The following is an 18,260-nucleotide window of genomic DNA, read 5'->3' on the forward strand; positions in this document are numbered from 1 at the left end:
GGCTGCAGAGGCTCCCAGACCCGGTCATGACCGCCCTCCAGAACCCCGACGCCGTCCGCCACTTTCAGTCCCTCTGCGACGCCTGTCAGGACCTGGCCAGCCGCTACCACGGCCCCTCGGAACTGAGGCTTTATGCTGACGGCTACCTCCATGCCCTGAGGCGGACGGCGGTGCTCGATCCGATTTCCCAGCTGCGGTTGGAGGAGCTGATCGACCGCTGGATCCTTGATCCCTCCAGCTTCATTGGCCCCGACGGCAGCCTGAGAGCGCTGTACGAAAGCGGCCGTTACTGAGGTCCAAGGCCCAGGCCCCAGCGGGCAGGCCCCCAGGAAGCCCGATGTTCAGGACGCCAGGGCCACGGCCAGCTTTTCGCGCAGTTCTCCCGAGTTGTAGAGCTCGATCAGGATGTCGGAGCCGCCGATGAACTCCCCGTTCACATAAACCTGGGGGATGGTGGGCCAGTCGGAGAGCTCCTTGATCCCCTGGCGGATCTCCCCATCGGAGAGCACGTCGAAAGTTTCGAAGGGCACCGCCAGGGAATTGAGAATCTGAACAACGTTGTTGGAGAAGCCGCACTGGGGCATCAGCTTGGAGCCCTTCATGAACACCAGCACGGGACTGCTGCTGATCAGGGTTTCGAGGCGCTGTTGAACGGCAGGATCCATGGGTTGATATCAGGCGGGAAGGGAGGTTTGCAGGGCGAGGGCGTGGATGGCCTCAGTGGCGAGTTCGCGGCGCAGGGCGCCGTAGACCAGCTGGTGCTGGCGCACCCTTGAGAGTCCGTCGAAGGCACTGGAGATCACCTTGACCTGCAGGTGGTCGCCGCCGCCGGTGAGATCTTCGACCTCAATCTGGGCATCGGGCAGAGATTCAAGAATCGCTGCTTTCACCTGTTCCGGTTGAACCATCGGGCACGGGGCCACTCACATGGCGGGAAATCTAGGGGCCATGGGGCCTTAGCTGCCTGGACCGCTCACCGCCGTGTAGGGGATCGTGGCGAAGCCGATCTCCACCAGGCTCTGGTAGGCCTTGCGGCCTTCCTCCCGGGAGGGGGTCATGCTCTTGACCACTTCCACCAGCAGGGGAACGGCGACTTCGGGCTGGTTCTGACGACGGAACACCGCCGCCAGTCGGAGGTTCGCCTGGGCAAGGACTTCGAGCGATTCCAGGGCATTCTGATCCATCTCCCTGGGAATGCGGGCATCAAGGCCGCGGAAGGCCCCACTGAGGTCGCGGTAGAAGGTGAGCAGGCGTCGGGAGCTGTCCCGGGCCAGGTCATAGGACTTGCGCGCCTCGGCGAGGTTGCCGCTGGCGGCGGCGGCATCCCCCTTGGCCAACTGGGCACGCACGGCGGAAAGGTTCAGACCGCCGCTGACGCCCTCCGATGCTTTCGGTGGCTCAGCCTGGGCCCGCACCGCGACGGAAGGGGCCAGCGGGACCAAGGACGCCATCAGGACAAAGCTGAGGGCCACAACAGGCCTGCGCACGGCTGATTGTCGAAGGTGGCGGAAGTTTAGATGGTGCCGATGGGGCGACCCACGGCCGCTCTGGCCGCTTCCTCAGCTGATTGCATCGCCAGGCTGAGGCGCTCGTTCAGATCGCGCACGGCCGTTCGCCCCTCCCCCCGCACCCGCAGCGCCGTACCGAAGCAGATGGCACCCTGCCCCCGCCAGCACGGCGGACTGGTGCTGTAGCCCAGGCCCACGGGCACCACCGGCACATCGAGACCCTGGCTGCGGGCCAGCACCGCCAGCCGCGCCAGGCCCTGGTGCAGGCGGATCGGCTCGTCTGTGCGGCGGATGTGTCCTTCCGGGAACATCACCACCTGTTGGCCCTGGGCCAGCAGGTCGACGGCGTACCGCAAGGGGGCGGTGCCGGGGCGGCCCTGGTCAACGGGAAAGCAGCCCAGCCGGGTCAGAAACCAGCCCTGGAGACCCTGCATCTCGGTGAGGGTGACCATGAAACGGCAATGCCGGCCGCTGACCCTCTGGCCGGCGAAGCTGGAGAGCAGCAGGGCATCCCAGCGGGCCCGGTGGGTGGGAGCCAGCAGCACCGGTCCGTTGTGGGGCAGGTGCTCGGGGCCGAGCACCGTGAGAGCGCTGAAGAAGGACGCCAGGGGCCCGTCCTGGGCGAGCAGCACGGCGATCGGCGCCAGCCAGGGATTAACGCCGTTGCAGAGCCGGCGTTCCCGTTGGATCAGTGCCGTCTGCGCCGTCACCGGAGGGCTTCGATCGACTTTCAAGTTAGGGGCCATGGGCTGCAGCTTTGGTCCGGGTGCGGGCAGTTGCGGCGGCGGCCATGTTGCCTGGGGCGTGCACCCGCCGGCACCTGCCTGGACGCTCCATAGGATCGATGGCCTTGTGGGGCAGCGGCCATGGCCAGCCTGGGGGTGAACATCGACCACATCGCCGGCGTGCGCCAGGCCCGCCGCGCCGCCGAGCCCGACCCTGTCAACCTGGCGTTCCTGGCCGAGCTCGGGGGCGCCGACGGCATCACGGTGCACCTGCGCGAAGACCGGCGCCACATTCAGTTGCGCGACGTGGAACTGCTGCGCGCCACCCTGCGCAGCCGCCTCAACCTCGAGATGGCCGCCACCGCTGAGATGGAGGCGATTGCCCTGCGGCTGCGCCCTGCCATGGTCACCCTCGTGCCGGAGAAGCGCCAGGAGATCACCACCGAAGGCGGTCTGGACATCGCCGGACAGGAGCAGCAGCTCACCGCCCTGGTGGGGCGCTTGAACGCGGCCGGCATCCCCGTGAGCCTGTTCGTGGACCCCGAGGCCGATCAACTGCGCGCCAGCCAGCGCAGCGGTGCCCGCTGGGTGGAGCTGCACACGGGCGCCTACGCCGAAGCCGACTGGGCGGGCCAGCCCAAGGAACTGGCCCGCCTGATCGAGGCCAGCGCCAGGGCCCGTCAGCTCGGGCTGCGCGTCAACGCCGGCCATGGGCTCACCTATCAGAACGTGGAACCCGTGGCGGCGATCGAGGGGATGGAGGAGCTGAACATCGGTCACACGATCGTGGCCCGGGCCCTGGCGGTGGGGCTGGAGGCGGCGGTGCGGCAGATGCGGGCCCTGGTTCAGAATCCCCGCCGGGAACCCCTGTTCAACGCCGCCTTTCCATGAGTGAGTCCTCCGCCCCCCTCTTCCACTTCGTGGCGGCCAGCGAAACCTTCCTGACCGTGGAGGAACCCCTGGCGGAGGTGCTCAAGGAACGCGAGCGCTATTACGGCGAGAAGGGCAAGGCGATCGATTTCTGGCTGGTGAAACGCCCCGCATTCCTGGAGCGTCCAGCCGTCGCAGCGATCGCCGCGGCTGTGCCCCGGCCCGCCGCCGCCGTGGTCTCCACCGACGCCAAGTTCATCGAATTCCTCAAACTGCGCCTTGAATTCGTGCTCAAAGGCAGCTACTCGGCCGCTTCTCAAGCGGAGGCCCTGGCCAGCCTGGGCTGAGGGCCAGAGACAGAGAGCTCCCTGGAGCGACGGCTGGTCGGATCACAGGCGGCGGAGCGGCGAAAAGGGCTCAGAAGAGTCCGAGGAAGCGTTTACGCGGCGGATCTGTGCCAACTGAATCGGGCGACTCATCCTGCTGGCGCTGACGTTCCCGTTGCTGGCGGCCATCCTGCTGGTAGCGGGGCTGTTCGTCGCCGATGGTCAACAGGGCCTCTTTGTTCTTCCACCAGATCCAATCGCGGATCGGTGGGGTCTTCAGCAGGTCTTCGCGGCTGAGGCCCAGCCCCAGCTTGTTGGAGGCGTCCACCAGCACCATCACCATCCCGTCGCCATCACTGCAACGGGCCAGAGCCTCGTTGGTGCGCTCGGCCCCGTTCAAGGCCTTGACCAGAAGTTGCACCCGGCGGGAAACGGGCAGCGACCGAGGGTCCATGGGCCGGACGAGATCTGCAGTCCGAAAGGTAACCGGGGACACCTCCAACCGGTGTTGACGTTCATGGATAGGGGGGCTGACAAATTCACCCCTGCCAGGTCAAACTTCGGCAAGCATGTGCCCTGCATGACACTACGGTCTCAACCCCATCGCCACTGGGTGATCGGTGACGTCCACGGTTGCGCGGAATCGCTCTGGGATCTCCTCCGGCTTCTGCCCACCACCGATCGGCTGGTCCTGTGCGGCGACGTGATCAACCGCGGCCCCGAGATCGAGCGGTCGATGGAACTCGCCTGGTCGCTGGTGACCTCCGGCCGGGGGGTGTGGCTGATGGGAAACCATGAGTTCAAGCTGGTTCGGGCCCTGCGCGAGGGCACCTGGGCGGCCCAGCTGGATCTGGCTGGCTGTGACACCTACCGGCACCTGGGGGACTGGCTCTGCCGTCAGTGGCTGGAGCGGCTGGAGCAGTTGCCCCTGGCCTACTGGGGCCGCGGCTGGGTCGCCACCCACGCCGGCTTTGATCCCCACACCTGGGAGCCGGATCTGTCCGTGCGGGAACCCTTCTGGGACCACTACGACGGACGCTTCGGGGAGGTGATCGTGGGCCACACCCCCGGTCCGCTGGTGCGCCGTCGCCCCAACAACATCGTGACCATCGACACCGGCGCCTGCTACGGCGGCACGCTCACGGCCTACTGCCCTGAAACCCGCGCCCAGCGCCAGGTCTATGGCCGGCGCGGGGACTGCGCCCCCTGGCTGGAGCCCAGCAGGGCGCTGTTGGGCAGCCCTTGCTGATCGTCTATCGCAGCAACCGGGCTGAGCTTCTCGCCCAGTTGCTGGCCGCCCAGTTCCAGCTGAGCCCTCCGGGGCCCTTCGAGCAGGCCCTGGTGGTCGTCAACACGTGGCCCACCAGCCGCTGGCTGGCTGAGCAGCTGGCCCTGCATCTGGGCACGGCACCCCAGCAGGGGGACGGCGACGAGGTTTACGCCGATGGCATTGCCGCCCATCTGCGCTTTCCATTTCCAGGCAGTCGCCTGCGCCAGCTGGTGGATGAGCTGCTGGGGGAGAACGCTGCCCCCACGGCCAGCCCGTCGGCCAACGACCCCTGGCGGGCCACCGAGCTGGTCTGGCCCGTGCTGGAGCTACTTGAAGAACTGGTGCGGGAACCGGAAGCCGCTCTGCTGCGCCGTTGGCTGGAGCGGCGGCAAGGGGAGCGCGCCGAGGGAGGCCGCAGCCTGGGCTTGCCCCTCTGGCGGCTGGGACGGGCGATCGCCGATGCCTTTGATGACTACGCCCTGTACCGCCCGGAGCTGCTGGAGCATTGGTGGCGGGAGGGTCTGGGCGACGGGCGGGGCGGGGAACTGCCGGAGCAGCAGCGCTGGCAGCCGTTGCTGCTGCGGCGCCTGCGCGACCGCCTTGGCGTCGAGCCCTTCGGCCTCCGGGTGAGGCGGGCGATCGAGCACCTGCGCCGGGGCACCCATGCGCCCCTGGCCAGCGACCAACCGTTGCGGTTGTTCGGCCTCAGCAGCCTGGCGCCCGTGCAGGTGGAGTTGCTGCAGGCCCTCTCCGGCACGGTGGATGTGGAGCTCTACCTGCTGACCCCCTGCCGCGACCTCTGGCGCCGCTGTTTCAGTCGACGGCAGCAGCTTCTGGAGGGGGACGGCTGGCGCACGCCCTTCGCCGGCGACTGGGTGCTGGAGGCACCGCGGCTGGAGGGACTGTTCGGGCGCTTGGGGGCCGAGTTCCAGCAGTTGTTGGAGGGTACGGGTGAGGCCCAGCTGGGGCAGTGGGAGGGCCGCGATCTGTTTTTCCTGCCAGCCGGTGTCAGGGCGGGGCTAGGGCACGAGCCCACCGTGCTGGAGCAGTTGCAGCAGGAGCTCGTGGGGCCGACCGAGGATCCGGAGGGCTCCGGGATGGGGCCGCCCACGGATGGGGGCCAGGGGTCCTTGACCCTGGCCGTGGGTGACAGCTCCCTGGAGTTCCACCCCTGCCCGGGCCGTCTACGCCAGGTCCAGATCCTGCGTGACCGCCTGCTGCAGCTCATGGCGGCCGATCCCACGCTCGAACCCCGCGACATTTTGGTGATGACCCCCCAGGTGGAGACCTTCGCCCCCCTGGTGGCCTCAGTGTTTGGCGACGACGCCGCCACCGGTGTGACCTTGCCCTGGCGCCTGACCGACCGCAGCCAGCAGAGCCAGGCGGGCCTGGCCAGTGCCCTGCTGGGCCTGCTGCGCCTGGGGGGCGAACGGCTTACGGCCACGGCCTTGGAGGTGGTGCTCGGCAACGGGGCTCTGCTGGAGCGCTTCGGGCTCAATGTCGGTGAGGGGGCGCGGCTCACGGCCCAGCTTCAGGAGGCGGGCTTCCGCTGGGGTCTTGATGGGGACGATCGCGGCGGCGAGCGCCAGCACAGCCTCAGCTGGGCCATCGATCGCCTGCTGCTGGGTCTGGTGCTGCCCGATCAGCCGGGCCTGGCCCTGGGGGATGCGGCCCCACTGGTCGTGGCCGGCAGCCTGGAGGCCCAGGGCCGCAGCCTGCAGCTGTTGCTGGATCTGCGCCGCTGGCTGTTGCGGCTGCGCCAGGCGCACACCCCGAAGCGCTGGGGGCCGCTGTTGTTGGAGCTGCTCAACGATCTCTTCGGTGAGGACGGTTCCCAGGCCTGGGAGCGCCAGTCGATCCTGGCCGCCAGCGACGACTGGCTCCGCAGCGCCGGCGACACCGAGCTGGCCCTGGCGGCGCCGGTGGTGGCGGCGGTGTTGGAGGAGCGGCTTTCGATCGACAGCGGCCGTTTCGGCCACCGCAGCGGCGCCCTCACCATCAGCGCCCTGGAACCGATGCGGGCCATCCCCCACAAGGTGATCGTGCTGCTGGGCCTCGATGCCGGCGTTTTCCCCCGCCGGAAGGAGCGGCCGGGGTTCCATCTTTTGGAGCGCCAGCGACGCCTGGGCGACCCCAGCTCCTCCGATCAAGACCGCTACGTGCTGATCGAGGCCCTGCTCTCGGCGCGCCGCCACCTCTTGATCAGCTGGAGCAACCGCGAGGAGCGCAGCGGCGCGGAGCTGATGCCGGCGACGCCGGTGCGTCAGCTGCTGGAGACGCTGAACCAGCGGCTGGCCGGCGGGGCCTCAGCCCTGACCATCCCCCACCCGGCCAACCCGCTCGATCGCGCCAACTTCCTGGCCCAGCCCCTCCGGCCCGCCCCCAGCTGTGACCGCCGCCTGCTGCAGGCGCGGCGCTTGCTGGAGCGGGGGGAGGCCCACCGGCCCCTGCCCCTGGCCCTGCGGCAGCCCCCCTCCGCGCTGGCCCTTGATCCCACCACCGCCGCCCTGTTGGCCCGGGATCCCACCGGCGACCTGCGCGACTGGCTGATGGCCCCCCAGAAGCACTGGTTGCGGCAGCTGGGGCTCCATCCCGGCGAGTGGCACACGCCAGTGGAGGACCTGGAGGATCTGACCCTCGACGAACGACAGAGGGCCGCGCTGCTGCGCGGTCAACTGGAGGAGCGAACGAGCGCAGCTCCGCAGGATGGCGATGGGCCGGATTGGTTGGGGCTGGACCGAGGCCGGGGCCGCTTCCCTGCTGGATCGGCAGGGGAGCTGGAGGGGATGGTGATGGGCGGTCGCTGGCGCACGCTTGGGGCCGTGCTGGAAGGGCTCGGGAAGCCCCACACCGGCGTCAGCTGTTGGCAGGGGCTCAGCCTCGAGCTCGATTGGCGTGGACAACTGGTCGTGCTCAGCCACACCGCCAAGGAAGGGGTGGCCCAGCGCCTGGACCTCTGGCTGCGGGTGCTGCTGGCCGCCGCCGCCGGGGAGGCCCCTGCCGGCGGGGTGCTGGTGGCCCGCAGCAGCAAGGACCAATTCGCGGTGGAGCTGCGGCTGGAGCCCCCGGAGGCCGACCAGGCCGTTTTGGAGCTGGAGGCGCTCCTTGCCCTGCGCGAGCAGCTGGGCGGGGCCTGCTGGCCCGTGCCGCCCAGGACAGGCTGGGCGTTCGTGGAGGCCGAGCGCAAGGCGGCGGGCAGCGGCCCAGCCAAGGCGGCCGCAGCCTGGGAAGGGGGCATCCTGTTTCCAGGGGAACGGGAGAGTCCCGTGCTGGCGACCTGTTTCGGCGCCGACACCCCGATCGACGCACTGCTGGGCGGGAGCTTTTCGGCAGCGGCTGAGGCCCTCTATGGGCCCGTCCTCGAGCGGGTGAGCAAGGAAAGGACGCGCAAGCAGAAGCCTGGCAAGGAGAAGGGGCGATGAGCCACCCGATGGGCAGGTTCGATGCTGACACGTTCAGCCTTGGGCCCGGGGTGCGGCTGCTGGAGGCCAGCGCCGGCACCGGCAAGACCTTCACCCTGGCGCACCTGGTGCTGCGGCTGGTGCTGGAACGCGGTTTGCCGTTGGGGGAGCTGCTGGTGGTCACCTTCACCAACGCCGCCGCCGCCGAACTGCGCGACCGCATCGGCCGGAGGCTGCAACAGGCGCTCACGGTGTTGGAGCAGGCCGATCAGGCGCTGCGGACCTTCCCCGATCCGGTGTTGGAGCGCTGGTTCGCGCGTCAACCGATGGATCACGCCGGCCGGCGCCAGCTGATGGGCCGGCTGCTGCTGGCCCTTGATGAACTCGATCGCGCCGATATCACCACCCTGCACGGTTTCAGCCAGCGCAGCCTGCGCCGCCAGGCCCTCGAGGCCGCCCTGGCTCCCGAAGTGGAACTCGACCCCGAAGCCCGCATCCTCGTGCGCCAGGTGGCCCATGACTACTGGCAGGCCCAGGTGGTGGCCCTGCCCGTGGAGCTGCTGGCGGGAGCCCAGTCCCTCGGGGTGACGCCCAAGGCGCTGGAGGATCTCCTCGCCCAGCTGGAGAGCGACACGGCCCTTGAGCTGGATCCAGTGCCCCTGGGCCTCGATCCGAGCGAGCCCCTGGCCCCCCAGCTGGTGGCCCTGTGGCAGCAGCGCTGGAGCCGATTTCAGGAGCTCTGGACGAAGCGGGGGGAGGGCCTCTACGAGGCCTTGAAATCCTCTGCGGCCCGATGGAGGGCGGAAGGTTTCGATCCAAAGCCCTATGCCGCCAAGCCCAGCAACGACTGGATGGGTGGAATCAACGCTTGGCTCGCGACCCAGCCGGAGCAGGGTTCCTACGCCTCCTTGCTCGAGCAGAACGCGCTGCGGAACTACTTCCACCCGGGCCCCTTCAGCGCCGCGGCCCGCAGGGCTGGTGAAACCGATCCCTCCCTGCCCGAGCGTCCCTTGCTGCTGGCGATCGCTGATCTGGTGGAGGGGCCGGCCGAAGCGCTGCTGCTCCACGCCGCCCATTGGGGCCGCTCGGAGCTGGCCCGCCGGCGCCAGAGCAGTGGCCGCCTGGGTTATGCCCAGTTGCTGGAGGGGCTGGATCCGGGGCCCGAGGGGGAGGAGCACGCCGAGCTGCTGGAGGCACTGGGGCGCCGCTACCGCGTGGCGCTGGTGGATGAATTCCAGGACACCGATCCGATCCAGTGGCGTATCCTCCAGCGCGCCTTCACGGGTCCCGAGCACCTGCTGCTGATGGTGGGGGACCCCAAACAGGCGATCTACCGCTTCCGTGGCGGCGATCTGGACACCTACCGCGCCGCCAGGGTGTGCGCCGATTCCGTCAGTGAACTGAGCGAGAACTTCCGCTCCAGCGAGGCCCTGATCGCCAGCCTCAACGCTCTGATGGGCGCCGTGGGGCTGGCCAAGAGCAACCTGCCGGTGCCCCAGGTGCGAGCCAATCCAGCCAAGGCGGCCCTTCACGCCCTGGAACTGCCGGCCGGGGAGTCCCCGCTGCAGTTGCTCTGGCTGGCGGGGGAGCTCACCGAGGCCGAGACGCTGACCCTGGGGGAGATCGACGCGCTCCTGCCGGCCCAGGTGGCCCAGCTGGTGCTCGATCTGTTGCGCCGCGGTCTGAACCTGCGCGAGGGCGAGGCCAGCCGCCCCCTCGCTCCCTCCGACATCGCCCTGCTGGTGAACAAGCACCGGGAAGCGGAGGCCTTGCGCCAGGCGCTGGAGCACCGGGGGATCGCCAGCCGGCTGGTGAGTCAGGGGGATGTCTTCGCCAGCGAGGGGGCCACGGTGTTGCAACGGCTGCTGGCGGCCCTGGCTGATCCGGGCAACGGCGCAGCCCTGCGGCTGTTGGCGGCCACGCCCCTGTTGGGCTGGAGTGGCGCCCAACTGGCCGGCGCCCAGGGCAGCGGGGCGGGCCCCGGCAGCCTTGAGGCCCTCAGCACCCGGATCAGTCATCTGGTGGGCGTCCTGGAGCGCGATGGCCTGCTGGCTGTCCTCGGCGACCTGCTGGGCAGCGCCGAGCTGGCGGGGCTGTCGCTCGGGGGCGGCCTGCTCGCTGACCTGCAGCAGGCAGCCCAGTTGCTGCAGGAGCAGATGCACCGGGAGGGCCTGGGGCCCGCCGCCGCCCTCGACTGGCTGCGGCGCCAGCGCTTGGAGGACGACGGTCCCGTGCCCGATGCCCACCAGCGCCACAGCGATGCCGTCAGCTCTGCGGTGGCCGTGGTGACGGTCCATAGCAGCAAGGGGCTGGAGTACCCGGTGGTGATCACGCCCACCCTCTGGCGGGGTCTTTCGACCCGATCCGGTCAGGGTTTAGGGCGCCGCTGGAGGCCGCCGAACAGCGGCGGTTCCCGCTGGGATCTGCACCTCAATGGCCAATGGGGAACAGGGTTTGCGGCCCGAGCGCAGGCCCGCGCCGCCGAGGCCCAGGAACTGGAGCGCCTGGCCTACGTGGCGGCCACCCGGGCCTGCGATCTGCTCGTGCTGGTCTGGGCGCCCGCCGGGGACCCCGCTTCCGACCCCCTGCGCCCCTGGCTGTTTGGGCGCACACGAGGGGGCACCACCTGGCGGGAGGGGCTGGCTGAGCATCTGGGGGCTTCGGGCCTGCAGCTCCAGCTGATCGAGCCTGCCGAGCTGCCTGCCCCAGCGTCACCGGCCGATCGCTGGCAGCCGCCGGCGCTGAAAGGAGCGCTGACCTGCGGACCTGTACCCCATCGCGCCCTCGATCGCCGCTGGGGCCGCAGCAGTTACTCCAGTTGGACACAGGGTGCCGCCGCGGCCCTCGGCCCCATCGCCCTTGAAGAGGGGCGGGAAACCGATGGGGCGGCCGAGCGGATGGATGAAGGGGAGGGAATAGCCGGCCGGATGAACAACGGGGCGGCCGCGGTGAGCCCCGCTGCCCCGGCGAGCGGCCAGGCGCTCGCCGCCGCCCCCGTTGCAAGACCGGCCTGGCCCGAGCGCGGCCCCCTGGCGGACTTCCCCCGCGGCGCCGCTGCCGGCGATGGCCTCCACCGCATCCTTGAGCAGTTCGATCACCAGCGACCCGCTGGCGATGAGATCCATCGCCAGTTGGTGCGCCGGGAGCTGGAGCGGGCCGGCCTGCCCACCACCCAACTGGAGGCAGTGCTGGAGGGGATGGAGTGGTTACGGCTCACTCCCATGGGCGGAGCTCTGGGCCGCTTCGCCCTGGCGGATCTGCCGCGGCGCCGCTGCCTCAACGAACTGAACTTCGACCTGCCCCTGGCCGTACCCCTGGCCTTGGCCAAGGGCCAGAGCGCCCCTCTCGGCGCCCCGCGGCTCGTGAGCGCCCGGGGGCTGGCCCAGGTGTTCGCGAACCATCCGGGGGGCCGTTTCGGGGCGGCCTATGCCGAGCGACTGGCCCAGTTGGAGGTGGCCAGCAGGGGCTTCCTGACCGGTTCGATCGATCTGCTGTTCACCGCCCCCGACGCCCAGGGTCATCCCCGTTGGTGGGTGGCCGATTGGAAGAGCAACTGGATCGGAGTGCGCGACGGCGAGAACCGGCCGCTGGCCTGCGGTCCCGCCCACTACACCGAGGCGGCGATGGAGCAGCAGATGCTGCACCACCACTACCCACTGCAGGCGCACCTCTACCTGGTGGCCCTGCACCGCTACCTGCGTTGGCGCCTGCCTGGCTATCAGCCCGAGCGTGATCTGGGCGGGTACGTCTACGTGTTCCTGCGCGGGGTAGCGGGGCCCACCACGGCCGATCCCGTGCCGGGGATGCTGGTGGATCAGCCTCCCCTGGAGCGCCTCCTGGCCCTGGATCAGCTGCTGCGGGAGGGAAGTCCGTGAGTCGTTCCAGTCCTGAGAGCCCCAGCGGTCGCAGCGGCACCGACACCACCTGGCTCGGTGCGCTGGGCGACGCCCTCTCCGAAGCCCTGCCCCGGCTCGCTGGAGCCACCCCTGATCCGCTGGTGGCTGAGGCGATCGGCGCCCTGGCATGGGAGCTGGAGCGAGGGGAACTGGTATTGGCTTTGTCAGGCCCAGCTCCTGAGGGCCTCTCGGCCACGGCCTGGCCCGATGGCCACCTCCAGGCTCTGGCCGCCTCCCCCCTGGCGGCTGAGCACCCCGAGGCGCCCCTGGTGCTGCAGGGTGACCAACTCGCCTGGCGCCGCTGGCATGGGCTCAAGGAGCAAGTGATCGGCCGCCTGATCGAGCGGGCCAACCGCCCCTGGCCGCAGGCGCCATCGGCCCAGGCCATCCGCGACGCCGTCGCTCTGGCGGGGAAGCGGGGCGCGCTGGATGTTCGTCAGTGCCAGGCGGTGGCAGCCCTTTTGGGCCAGGGGCTGCTGCTGCTGGGGGGCGGACCCGGCACGGGCAAGACCAGCACCGTGGTGCAGTTGCTGGCGGCGGCCCTCGACCAGGATCCCCTGCTGCGCCTGCACCTAGCAGCCCCCACTGGGAAGGCCGCGGCCCGGCTGAAGGCGGCGATCGGCGAAGGGTTGGAGCGCGTCCCCGCATCCCTTGCCCATCTCCTTGCCAACGCTCCCTGCACCACCCTGCACCGATTGCTGGAGAGCAATGGCGAGCGTTATCGGCGCCATCGCCATCACCTGCTCGATCTCGATCTGCTGGTGGTGGATGAGTTGTCGATGGTGGATCTACCCCTGATGGACGCCCTGCTGGAGGCGCTGCCGGACTCAGCGCAACTCGTGCTAGTTGGGGACCCGGCCCAGTTGCCTCCGGTGGGCCCGGGAGCTGTGCTGCTGGAACTGCAGCGGCCCGAGCACCTCCAGGCCCTTGGGTCCGCCGCCGTCGAGCTGACCACCATCTACCGCAACAACGGAGCGCTGGCGGCGGTGGCGGCCGTGCTGCGGAGCGAGGAGCGGGATCGCCCGGATCCGCACGTCCTGCGCCAGGCCCTAGAGGAAGTTGAGGCGGACGCCAACCTCCAATGGCTGACCGCCCCGCCGGGTCGGCTCCCCCCGCTCCTGCGCCAACGCCTGGAGCAACACCTGCACCATCTGGGCCTGCTGGCGGCCCGGCTCGAGCCTCTCGAGGCCCCCGGGACGCCACCCTCGGCTCAACCATCGAATCAAGGGTCAGGGAACCGGGTGAAGGCCTTGTTGACGGAGCTGGAGAGCTGTGTACTGCTCACCCCCGTGCGCAGGGGGGCCTGGGGCGTCGAAGCGATCCATCGAACGTTGCTCGGTGAGCAGGCCATCCAGCCACCCCGGTTCTGGCCGCTGGGCACGCCACTGCTTTGCCAGCGCAACCTGGCGGAGCAGGGGCTGGCCAATGGCGATGTGGGAGTACTCGTGAACTGGGCCGGTGAGCGGCAGGTGCTGTTCGCCGCGCCAGCCGCCGAGGGGGGGTGGCGGTTGATCCATCCCGATCGGCTCCCCGGTGCTGAGCCGGCCCTGGCCCTGACGATCCATAAGTCTCAGGGCAGCCAGTACGGCGAGGTGCTGCTGCTGCTGCCGGAGCTGGCCCGCTGGGATCCCCGCTTGCTCTACACCGGCCTGACCCGCGCCCGGGAGCGGGCCCTGCTGGTCACCCCGCCGGCACCCAGCTGGTTGGCGGGCGCCCGGGAGCGGAGCCCGCTGCCTTGAACACCATGCCCTGGCGGGTGTGGTGGTTGGTGAGCGCCGGCAAGTACCTCGAGGGTCTGATCGTGTTCATGGGAGGGCTCACCTTTCCCTGGCGGCCCGGGAGCTGCAGCTAGGGGACACGGGCCTGGCCGCCGCAGCGCCGCTGCTGGGCATGCTGCTGGGGGCGCCGGCCCGTGTTCATCGGTGAACTGGGGCTGCTGATGCTGGCGCTGGTGGCCGCGGCCCTCAGCCCCAACGGCCCATGGTTGCTGTGGAACCTGCTGCTGGTGGGCCTGGCCCTCGGCGCCGACAACCCCATGGGCCACCTGATGCTCTCGGAGCGCGCAGCCCCGGAGTGGCGGGCACCCTTGGTGCTCTCGTCCGTCGGTTTTCAGGCCCTCGGGGTGCTCAGAGGTGGCCTGTTGGGCCTGCCCTCGGGCCTTGGTTGGCGGCAGCTCTACCTGCTGCCACTGCTGCCTCTGGTGGTGTTGATCCTTGGGCGGCTGGGGGTGGAGGAAACCCCCGCCTGGAGCCAGCGGCCGCCGGCGGTGCCGCCAACGGCGGGTCGTCCGCCCAGCGATCCCTTGACAGCCGTTCCCCCAGCGAAAGCCAGTCAGCGAGGAGCTCTACACCAACCCAGGGACCGAAGGCCACCGCCCCGTCGCTGGCGCCTCTGGCGCTGGCGGCTGTGCCCTGGTTTCTCCAGGACCTGGCCACCTACGGCCTCAGCATCCACCTGCCCCGGGTGCTGGGTGAAATCTTGCCGGCAGGCAGCAGCGCCGCAGTGGGCACAGTGCTGGAGGAGTCCCTGCTGGTGGCCGGCGGCGTCGGAGCCACGATGCTCTGCCGCTGGGTGGAGGTCATTCCCCAGCAGATCGCGGGCTTCTGTGGCTGCGCCTTCGCCCTTGCCCTGGCGGCCTGGGGCGCCAGGGGCGATCAGCCCCAGCCCCTGCTGCTGGCCATCGGCCTGGGTCTGTTCCTGTTCACCACCAACCTGGGGCCCAATGCCACCACCTACCTGCTGGCGGGAAACGTCTTCCCGGCGGGGGAGCGGGCCCGGGGAGCGGGCCTTGCGACCGCGGCCGGCAAGGGAGGAGCAGTGCTCACGGCTCTCCTGGTGCCGCTGGTGCTGGAGCGCTGGGGCCCGGCTCCCTTGCTGGTGGGTCTCGGGGGCAGCTCTCTGCTGGGGGCGGCGCTGACCTGGGGACTCGCCAGACAATGGAAACAGCGGCTGGATGATGCCACCCCCACGGTCGCTTACGCAACGCAACATGCCAACGAAAAGTGAACGGCAGGGGGCGTCACTGGCCGTTGCGCCCATACTTCAATCACCGGAGGGAGGGTCACTCCAACCCCGGTCGAGGCCAGCACCACTGGCGTCGTTTCCATCAGAGACCCTGCTCCATTAGTCTCCCCTCACGTGTGCCCTTAGGTTCCATCTGGAATCACCTTCTGCATCGATGATCTGACGTCCTTGGATGTTAGTGAGGTGCCCCAAAGGTTACATAGGGCAGCCACTTGGAACACCCGGCCCCAGGCGTCTCTGATGACCCTTTCACCCTCGCCCCCTCGATCGCCTGAAGGCGAACGGGGGCTTGAGGTCTTGATCAACATCAGGCCCTCTGATTGCAGCATCGCTCCCCCAGCAATCACCAGCGACCAAGGAGAGGTGGTGATTGAGCTCGGTGACCGGTAACCCATGCGCTGCGATCGTTTCCAATCAGGAGACGACTCAATCAAAGCGATCGATTGAGTCGTCTCCCCTGTTCCCAGGGCCGATCCCCCCGTCAGCTCCGTTCGCTGATATGTCCCGTAGGGAAGTGAATCGCACGAAGGCTTTCAGTCTTTGGATGGTTGAATCGATCCATTGCTTGGGTGTACTAGGGACCGATCCCACGCATTTCTCAAGGCACCACGGCATCAACACCAACCTTCTGCCGCCGGCCTTGGCCCGCCACGGCATCCACGCCACCATGGTTCAACCTCGGTGCGGTCGGCCATGACACGGGAAGAGCGCCCCTGGGGCTGGTTTGAGGCCCTCGGTGAAGGCCATGGCTACCTGGTCAAGCGCCTGCTGATTCACGCCGGTCAGCGCATCAGCCTCCAGCGCCACCACCACCGTGAGGAGCACTGGGTGGTGGTGGCAGGAAGCGGCTGGCTGGAGCTGGAGGGCCTCCCCCAGCCCTGCGCCGCCGGCAGCACCTTCCACGTGCCCCGGGGCAGCTTGCACCGGGCCCGGGCCGGCGATGGGGATCTGCTGATCATCGAAGTGCAACGGGGCGCAACGCTGCGGGAAGACGACATCGAGCGCATCGATGACGACTATGGCCGCTGACATCGCCCAGGACGGAGAAACGGCCGCCGGGAAGGGAATCCCGCAAGCAGACCCCGGCAGGAGCACGGGTCCGCGCCGCCACCGCCGGCCCGGGGATCCCAGGAGGCCAGAAGGGACCAGGATCAGGTGTTAAGATTGCACCTCACCCTTTGATTAAGGGCAAGGCGTTTTTCTTGGAGTCCCCGTTAAGGGATCCAGCGTGTGACTGCCGGCCTGCATTGAAGGACATCCAGGCCAAGGCCCTTTTCCGAATACGTGACCAACACCACTGCGTGCGAGAGCTTCGGCTGTTCAGTCGATCTCAGCGCGGCTGATCTGCCTGCCTCCGCGGGCGCCATCGAACTCGACACCACCTTGATCGGTCCGCTCGAGACGAACCTCGAAGCCACAACAACCTCCAGCCCCACCACCTCCAGTTCCGCCGAGACCGACTCCGAATCGGAGCTGAGCGCTGCCGCTACAGGGAGTTCACCGGCTGATCGCGCACCGTCCAGCGACGCCACCAGTGGTTTCGCCTCCTTTGGTTTTGCGCCCGAATTGCTGGCGGCTCTCGCCAGCGTCGGCTATCAACAGCCTTCCCCGATCCAAGCCGCCGCGATCCCTGAACTGATGCTGGGCCGCGACCTGGTGGGTCAGGCCCAGACCGGTACGGGCAAGACGGCAGCCTTCGCCCTGCCGCTGCTGGCACGCATGGACCTGCAGCAACGGAGCCCCCAGGTGCTGGTGCTGACCCCCACCCGCGAGCTGGCCCTGCAGGTGGCTGAGGCCTTCAACAGCTATGCCATCAACCTGCCCCACATCCGTGTGCTGCCGATCTACGGCGGCGCAGATTTCCGTGACCAGATCGCCCGCCTCAAACGAGGCGTTCAGGTGGTGGTGGGCACCCCTGGCCGGGTGATGGACCACATGCGCCAGGGCACCCTCGATCTCTCGGCCCTCAAGACCCTGGTGCTTGACGAGGCCGATGAAATGCTGCGCATGGGCTTCATCGACGACGTCGAATGGGTGCTCACCCAGCTGCCCGAACAGCGTCAGGTGGTGCTGTTCTCGGCGACCATGCCCTCGGAAATCCGGCGCATCTCCCACAAGTATCTGAACGATCCCGCCGAAGTCACGATCCGCCAGAAGGGAGACGATGCCAGCCGCATCCGCCAGCGCTACCTCTCGGTGAATGCGCCCCACAAACTGGAGGCCCTCAGCCGCGTGCTCGAGGCCGAAACCAGCGAAGGGGTGATCATTTTTGCGCGCACCAAGGCGATCACCCTCACCGTGGCCGAATCGCTGGAGCAGAAGGGCTACGACGTCGCTGTCCTCAATGGCGATGTGCCCCAGGCCCAGCGCGAACGCACGATCGACCGGCTACGCAGCGGCAAGGTGGATGTGCTGGTGGCCACGGATGTGGCGGCCCGTGGGCTCGATGTGGAGCGCATCAGCCTGGTGATCAACTACGACATCCCCTTCGACAGCGAGGCCTATGTGCACCGCATTGGCCGCACCGGCCGGGCGGGCCGCAGCGGCAACGCCATTCTCTTCCTGACCCCCCGGGAACGCCGCTTCCTCGGCGGCCTCGAGCGCGCCGTCGGGCGTCCGATCGAGCCCATGGAGGTGCCCAGCAACGCCACCATCAACCAGAGCCGGCTCGATCGCCTGCGCCAGAAGTTGACCACCACCGTGCAGCAGCCCAGCTCCAGCGAAGAAGAGCGGGCTCTGCTGGCGGAAATCCTGCAGCGGGTCGCCCAGGAGATCGAGGTCAGCCCCGACCAACTGGCTCTGGCGGCCCTGCAGCTGGCCGTGGGCGCTGGCCCACTCCTGGTCCATGGCGATGAGAACTGGCTCCGTCAATCTTCCCCCTCCCCCCGGGATCGGGACCGTTCCGTGGCCGGTGGCCTTGATCGCCGCGGCGAACGTCCCGCCCGCTCGGCCGGCGGTCGCTTCCCCCAGCGCGCTGAGGTGGGCGACGGCCCCAGCGAAGAGAACATGGATCGTTTTCGCATCGAGGTGGGCTGGCGCGATCGGGTCAAGCCCGGCAACATCGTCGGGGCCATCGCCAACGAAGCCGGTTTGGCCGGTCGCTCGATCGGTCGGATTCAGATCTTCGACACCCACAGCACCATCGACCTGCCCACGGGCATGCCCGAAGAGGTGTTCCAGTCGCTCAAGCGCCTGAAGGTGATGAACAAGGAGCTCCAGATCACCCGATCCTCTGTGTGA

The 18,260-nt window shown here is 69.0% G+C and carries 15 protein-coding genes; 10 read left to right on the plus strand and 5 right to left on the minus strand.

The features are described from left to right. The first annotated feature begins 26 nt into the window (after positions 1-26). Positions 27-293 (plus strand): DUF6761 family protein, encoded by a 267-nt coding sequence (locus KBY88_RS04100; RefSeq protein WP_254938639.1) that lies wholly within the window; start codon positions 27-29, stop codon positions 291-293. 48 nt (positions 294-341) lie between these two features. On the opposite strand, the gene grxD is transcribed toward KBY88_RS04100, so the two are convergent. The 4 genes from grxD to KBY88_RS04120 form a co-directional block, all read right to left on the minus strand. After that, complete coding sequence (grxD, locus tag KBY88_RS04105; RefSeq protein ID WP_254938640.1) at positions 342-665, minus strand: Grx4 family monothiol glutaredoxin; 324 nt, start codon at positions 663-665, stop codon at positions 342-344. 9 nt (positions 666-674) lie between these two features. Beyond that, complete coding sequence (locus tag KBY88_RS04110; protein WP_254938641.1) at positions 675-908, minus strand: BolA family protein; 234 nt, start codon at positions 906-908, stop codon at positions 675-677. Positions 909-956: 48 nt separating this feature from the next. Beyond that, complete coding sequence (locus KBY88_RS04115; RefSeq protein WP_261348463.1) at positions 957-1,451, minus strand: hypothetical protein; 495 nt, start codon at positions 1,449-1,451, stop codon at positions 957-959. A 62-nt stretch (positions 1,452-1,513) separates the two neighbouring features. Next, the gene (locus KBY88_RS04120) at positions 1,514-2,254 is read right to left on the minus strand and encodes a lysophospholipid acyltransferase family protein (protein WP_254938643.1); all 741 of its coding nucleotides are present in this window, start codon (positions 2,252-2,254) and stop codon (positions 1,514-1,516) included. 120 nt (positions 2,255-2,374) lie between these two features. Here KBY88_RS04120 and KBY88_RS04125 point away from each other — a divergent pair, with 120 nt between their 5' ends. Beyond that, on the plus strand, positions 2,375-3,124 hold the full coding sequence (locus KBY88_RS04125) for a pyridoxine 5'-phosphate synthase (RefSeq protein ID WP_254938644.1): 750 nt from the start codon (positions 2,375-2,377) through the stop codon (positions 3,122-3,124). Continuing rightward, positions 3,121-3,450: an MgPME-cyclase complex family protein gene (locus tag KBY88_RS04130; protein ID WP_254938645.1), complete on the plus strand. Its 330-nt coding sequence runs from the start codon at positions 3,121-3,123 to the stop codon at positions 3,448-3,450. Before KBY88_RS04125 ends, KBY88_RS04130 begins: the two co-directional genes overlap by 4 nt. Before the next feature lie 70 nt (positions 3,451-3,520). Here the strand turns inward: KBY88_RS04130 and KBY88_RS04135 are convergent, their stop codons facing one another. Further along, positions 3,521-3,883, minus strand: coding sequence for a hypothetical protein (locus KBY88_RS04135; RefSeq protein ID WP_254938646.1), 363 nt, complete (start codon positions 3,881-3,883; stop codon positions 3,521-3,523). Positions 3,884-4,009: 126 nt separating this feature from the next. Here KBY88_RS04135 and KBY88_RS04140 point away from each other — a divergent pair, with 126 nt between their 5' ends. The 7 genes from KBY88_RS04140 to KBY88_RS04170 all read left to right on the plus strand — a co-directional run bounded on the left by KBY88_RS04140 (position 4,010) and on the right by KBY88_RS04170 (position 18,260). After that, on the plus strand, positions 4,010-4,678 hold the full coding sequence (locus tag KBY88_RS04140; protein ID WP_254938647.1) for a metallophosphoesterase: 669 nt from the start codon (positions 4,010-4,012) through the stop codon (positions 4,676-4,678). Beyond that, the gene (locus KBY88_RS04145; RefSeq protein ID WP_254938648.1) at positions 4,672-8,121 is read left to right on the plus strand and encodes an exodeoxyribonuclease V subunit gamma; all 3,450 of its coding nucleotides are present in this window, start codon (positions 4,672-4,674) and stop codon (positions 8,119-8,121) included. The genes KBY88_RS04140 and KBY88_RS04145 overlap by 7 nt, the downstream gene beginning before the upstream one ends. An 8-nt stretch (positions 8,122-8,129) precedes the next feature. After that, on the plus strand, positions 8,130-11,975 hold the full coding sequence (locus KBY88_RS04150) for a UvrD-helicase domain-containing protein (protein WP_254938649.1): 3,846 nt from the start codon (positions 8,130-8,132) through the stop codon (positions 11,973-11,975). Then, entirely contained in the window at positions 11,972-13,735 is a 1,764-nt protein-coding gene (locus KBY88_RS04155; protein WP_254938650.1) for an AAA family ATPase, read from the plus strand. The genes KBY88_RS04150 and KBY88_RS04155 overlap by 4 nt, the downstream gene beginning before the upstream one ends. A gap of 667 nt (positions 13,736-14,402) precedes the next feature. Beyond that, positions 14,403-15,002 (plus strand): MFS transporter, encoded by a 600-nt coding sequence (locus KBY88_RS04160; RefSeq protein WP_254938651.1) that lies wholly within the window; start codon positions 14,403-14,405, stop codon positions 15,000-15,002. 711 nt (positions 15,003-15,713) lie between these two features. Beyond that, complete coding sequence (locus tag KBY88_RS04165; protein WP_254938652.1) at positions 15,714-16,049, plus strand: phosphomannose isomerase type II C-terminal cupin domain; 336 nt, start codon at positions 15,714-15,716, stop codon at positions 16,047-16,049. A gap of 255 nt (positions 16,050-16,304) precedes the next feature. Beyond that, complete coding sequence (locus KBY88_RS04170) at positions 16,305-18,260, plus strand: DEAD/DEAH box helicase (RefSeq protein ID WP_396102504.1); 1,956 nt, start codon at positions 16,305-16,307, stop codon at positions 18,258-18,260.

The organism is Cyanobium sp. Morenito 9A2 (genome assembly GCF_024345575.1).
GTDB lineage: Bacteria > Cyanobacteriota > Cyanobacteriia > PCC-6307 > Cyanobiaceae > ATX-6F1.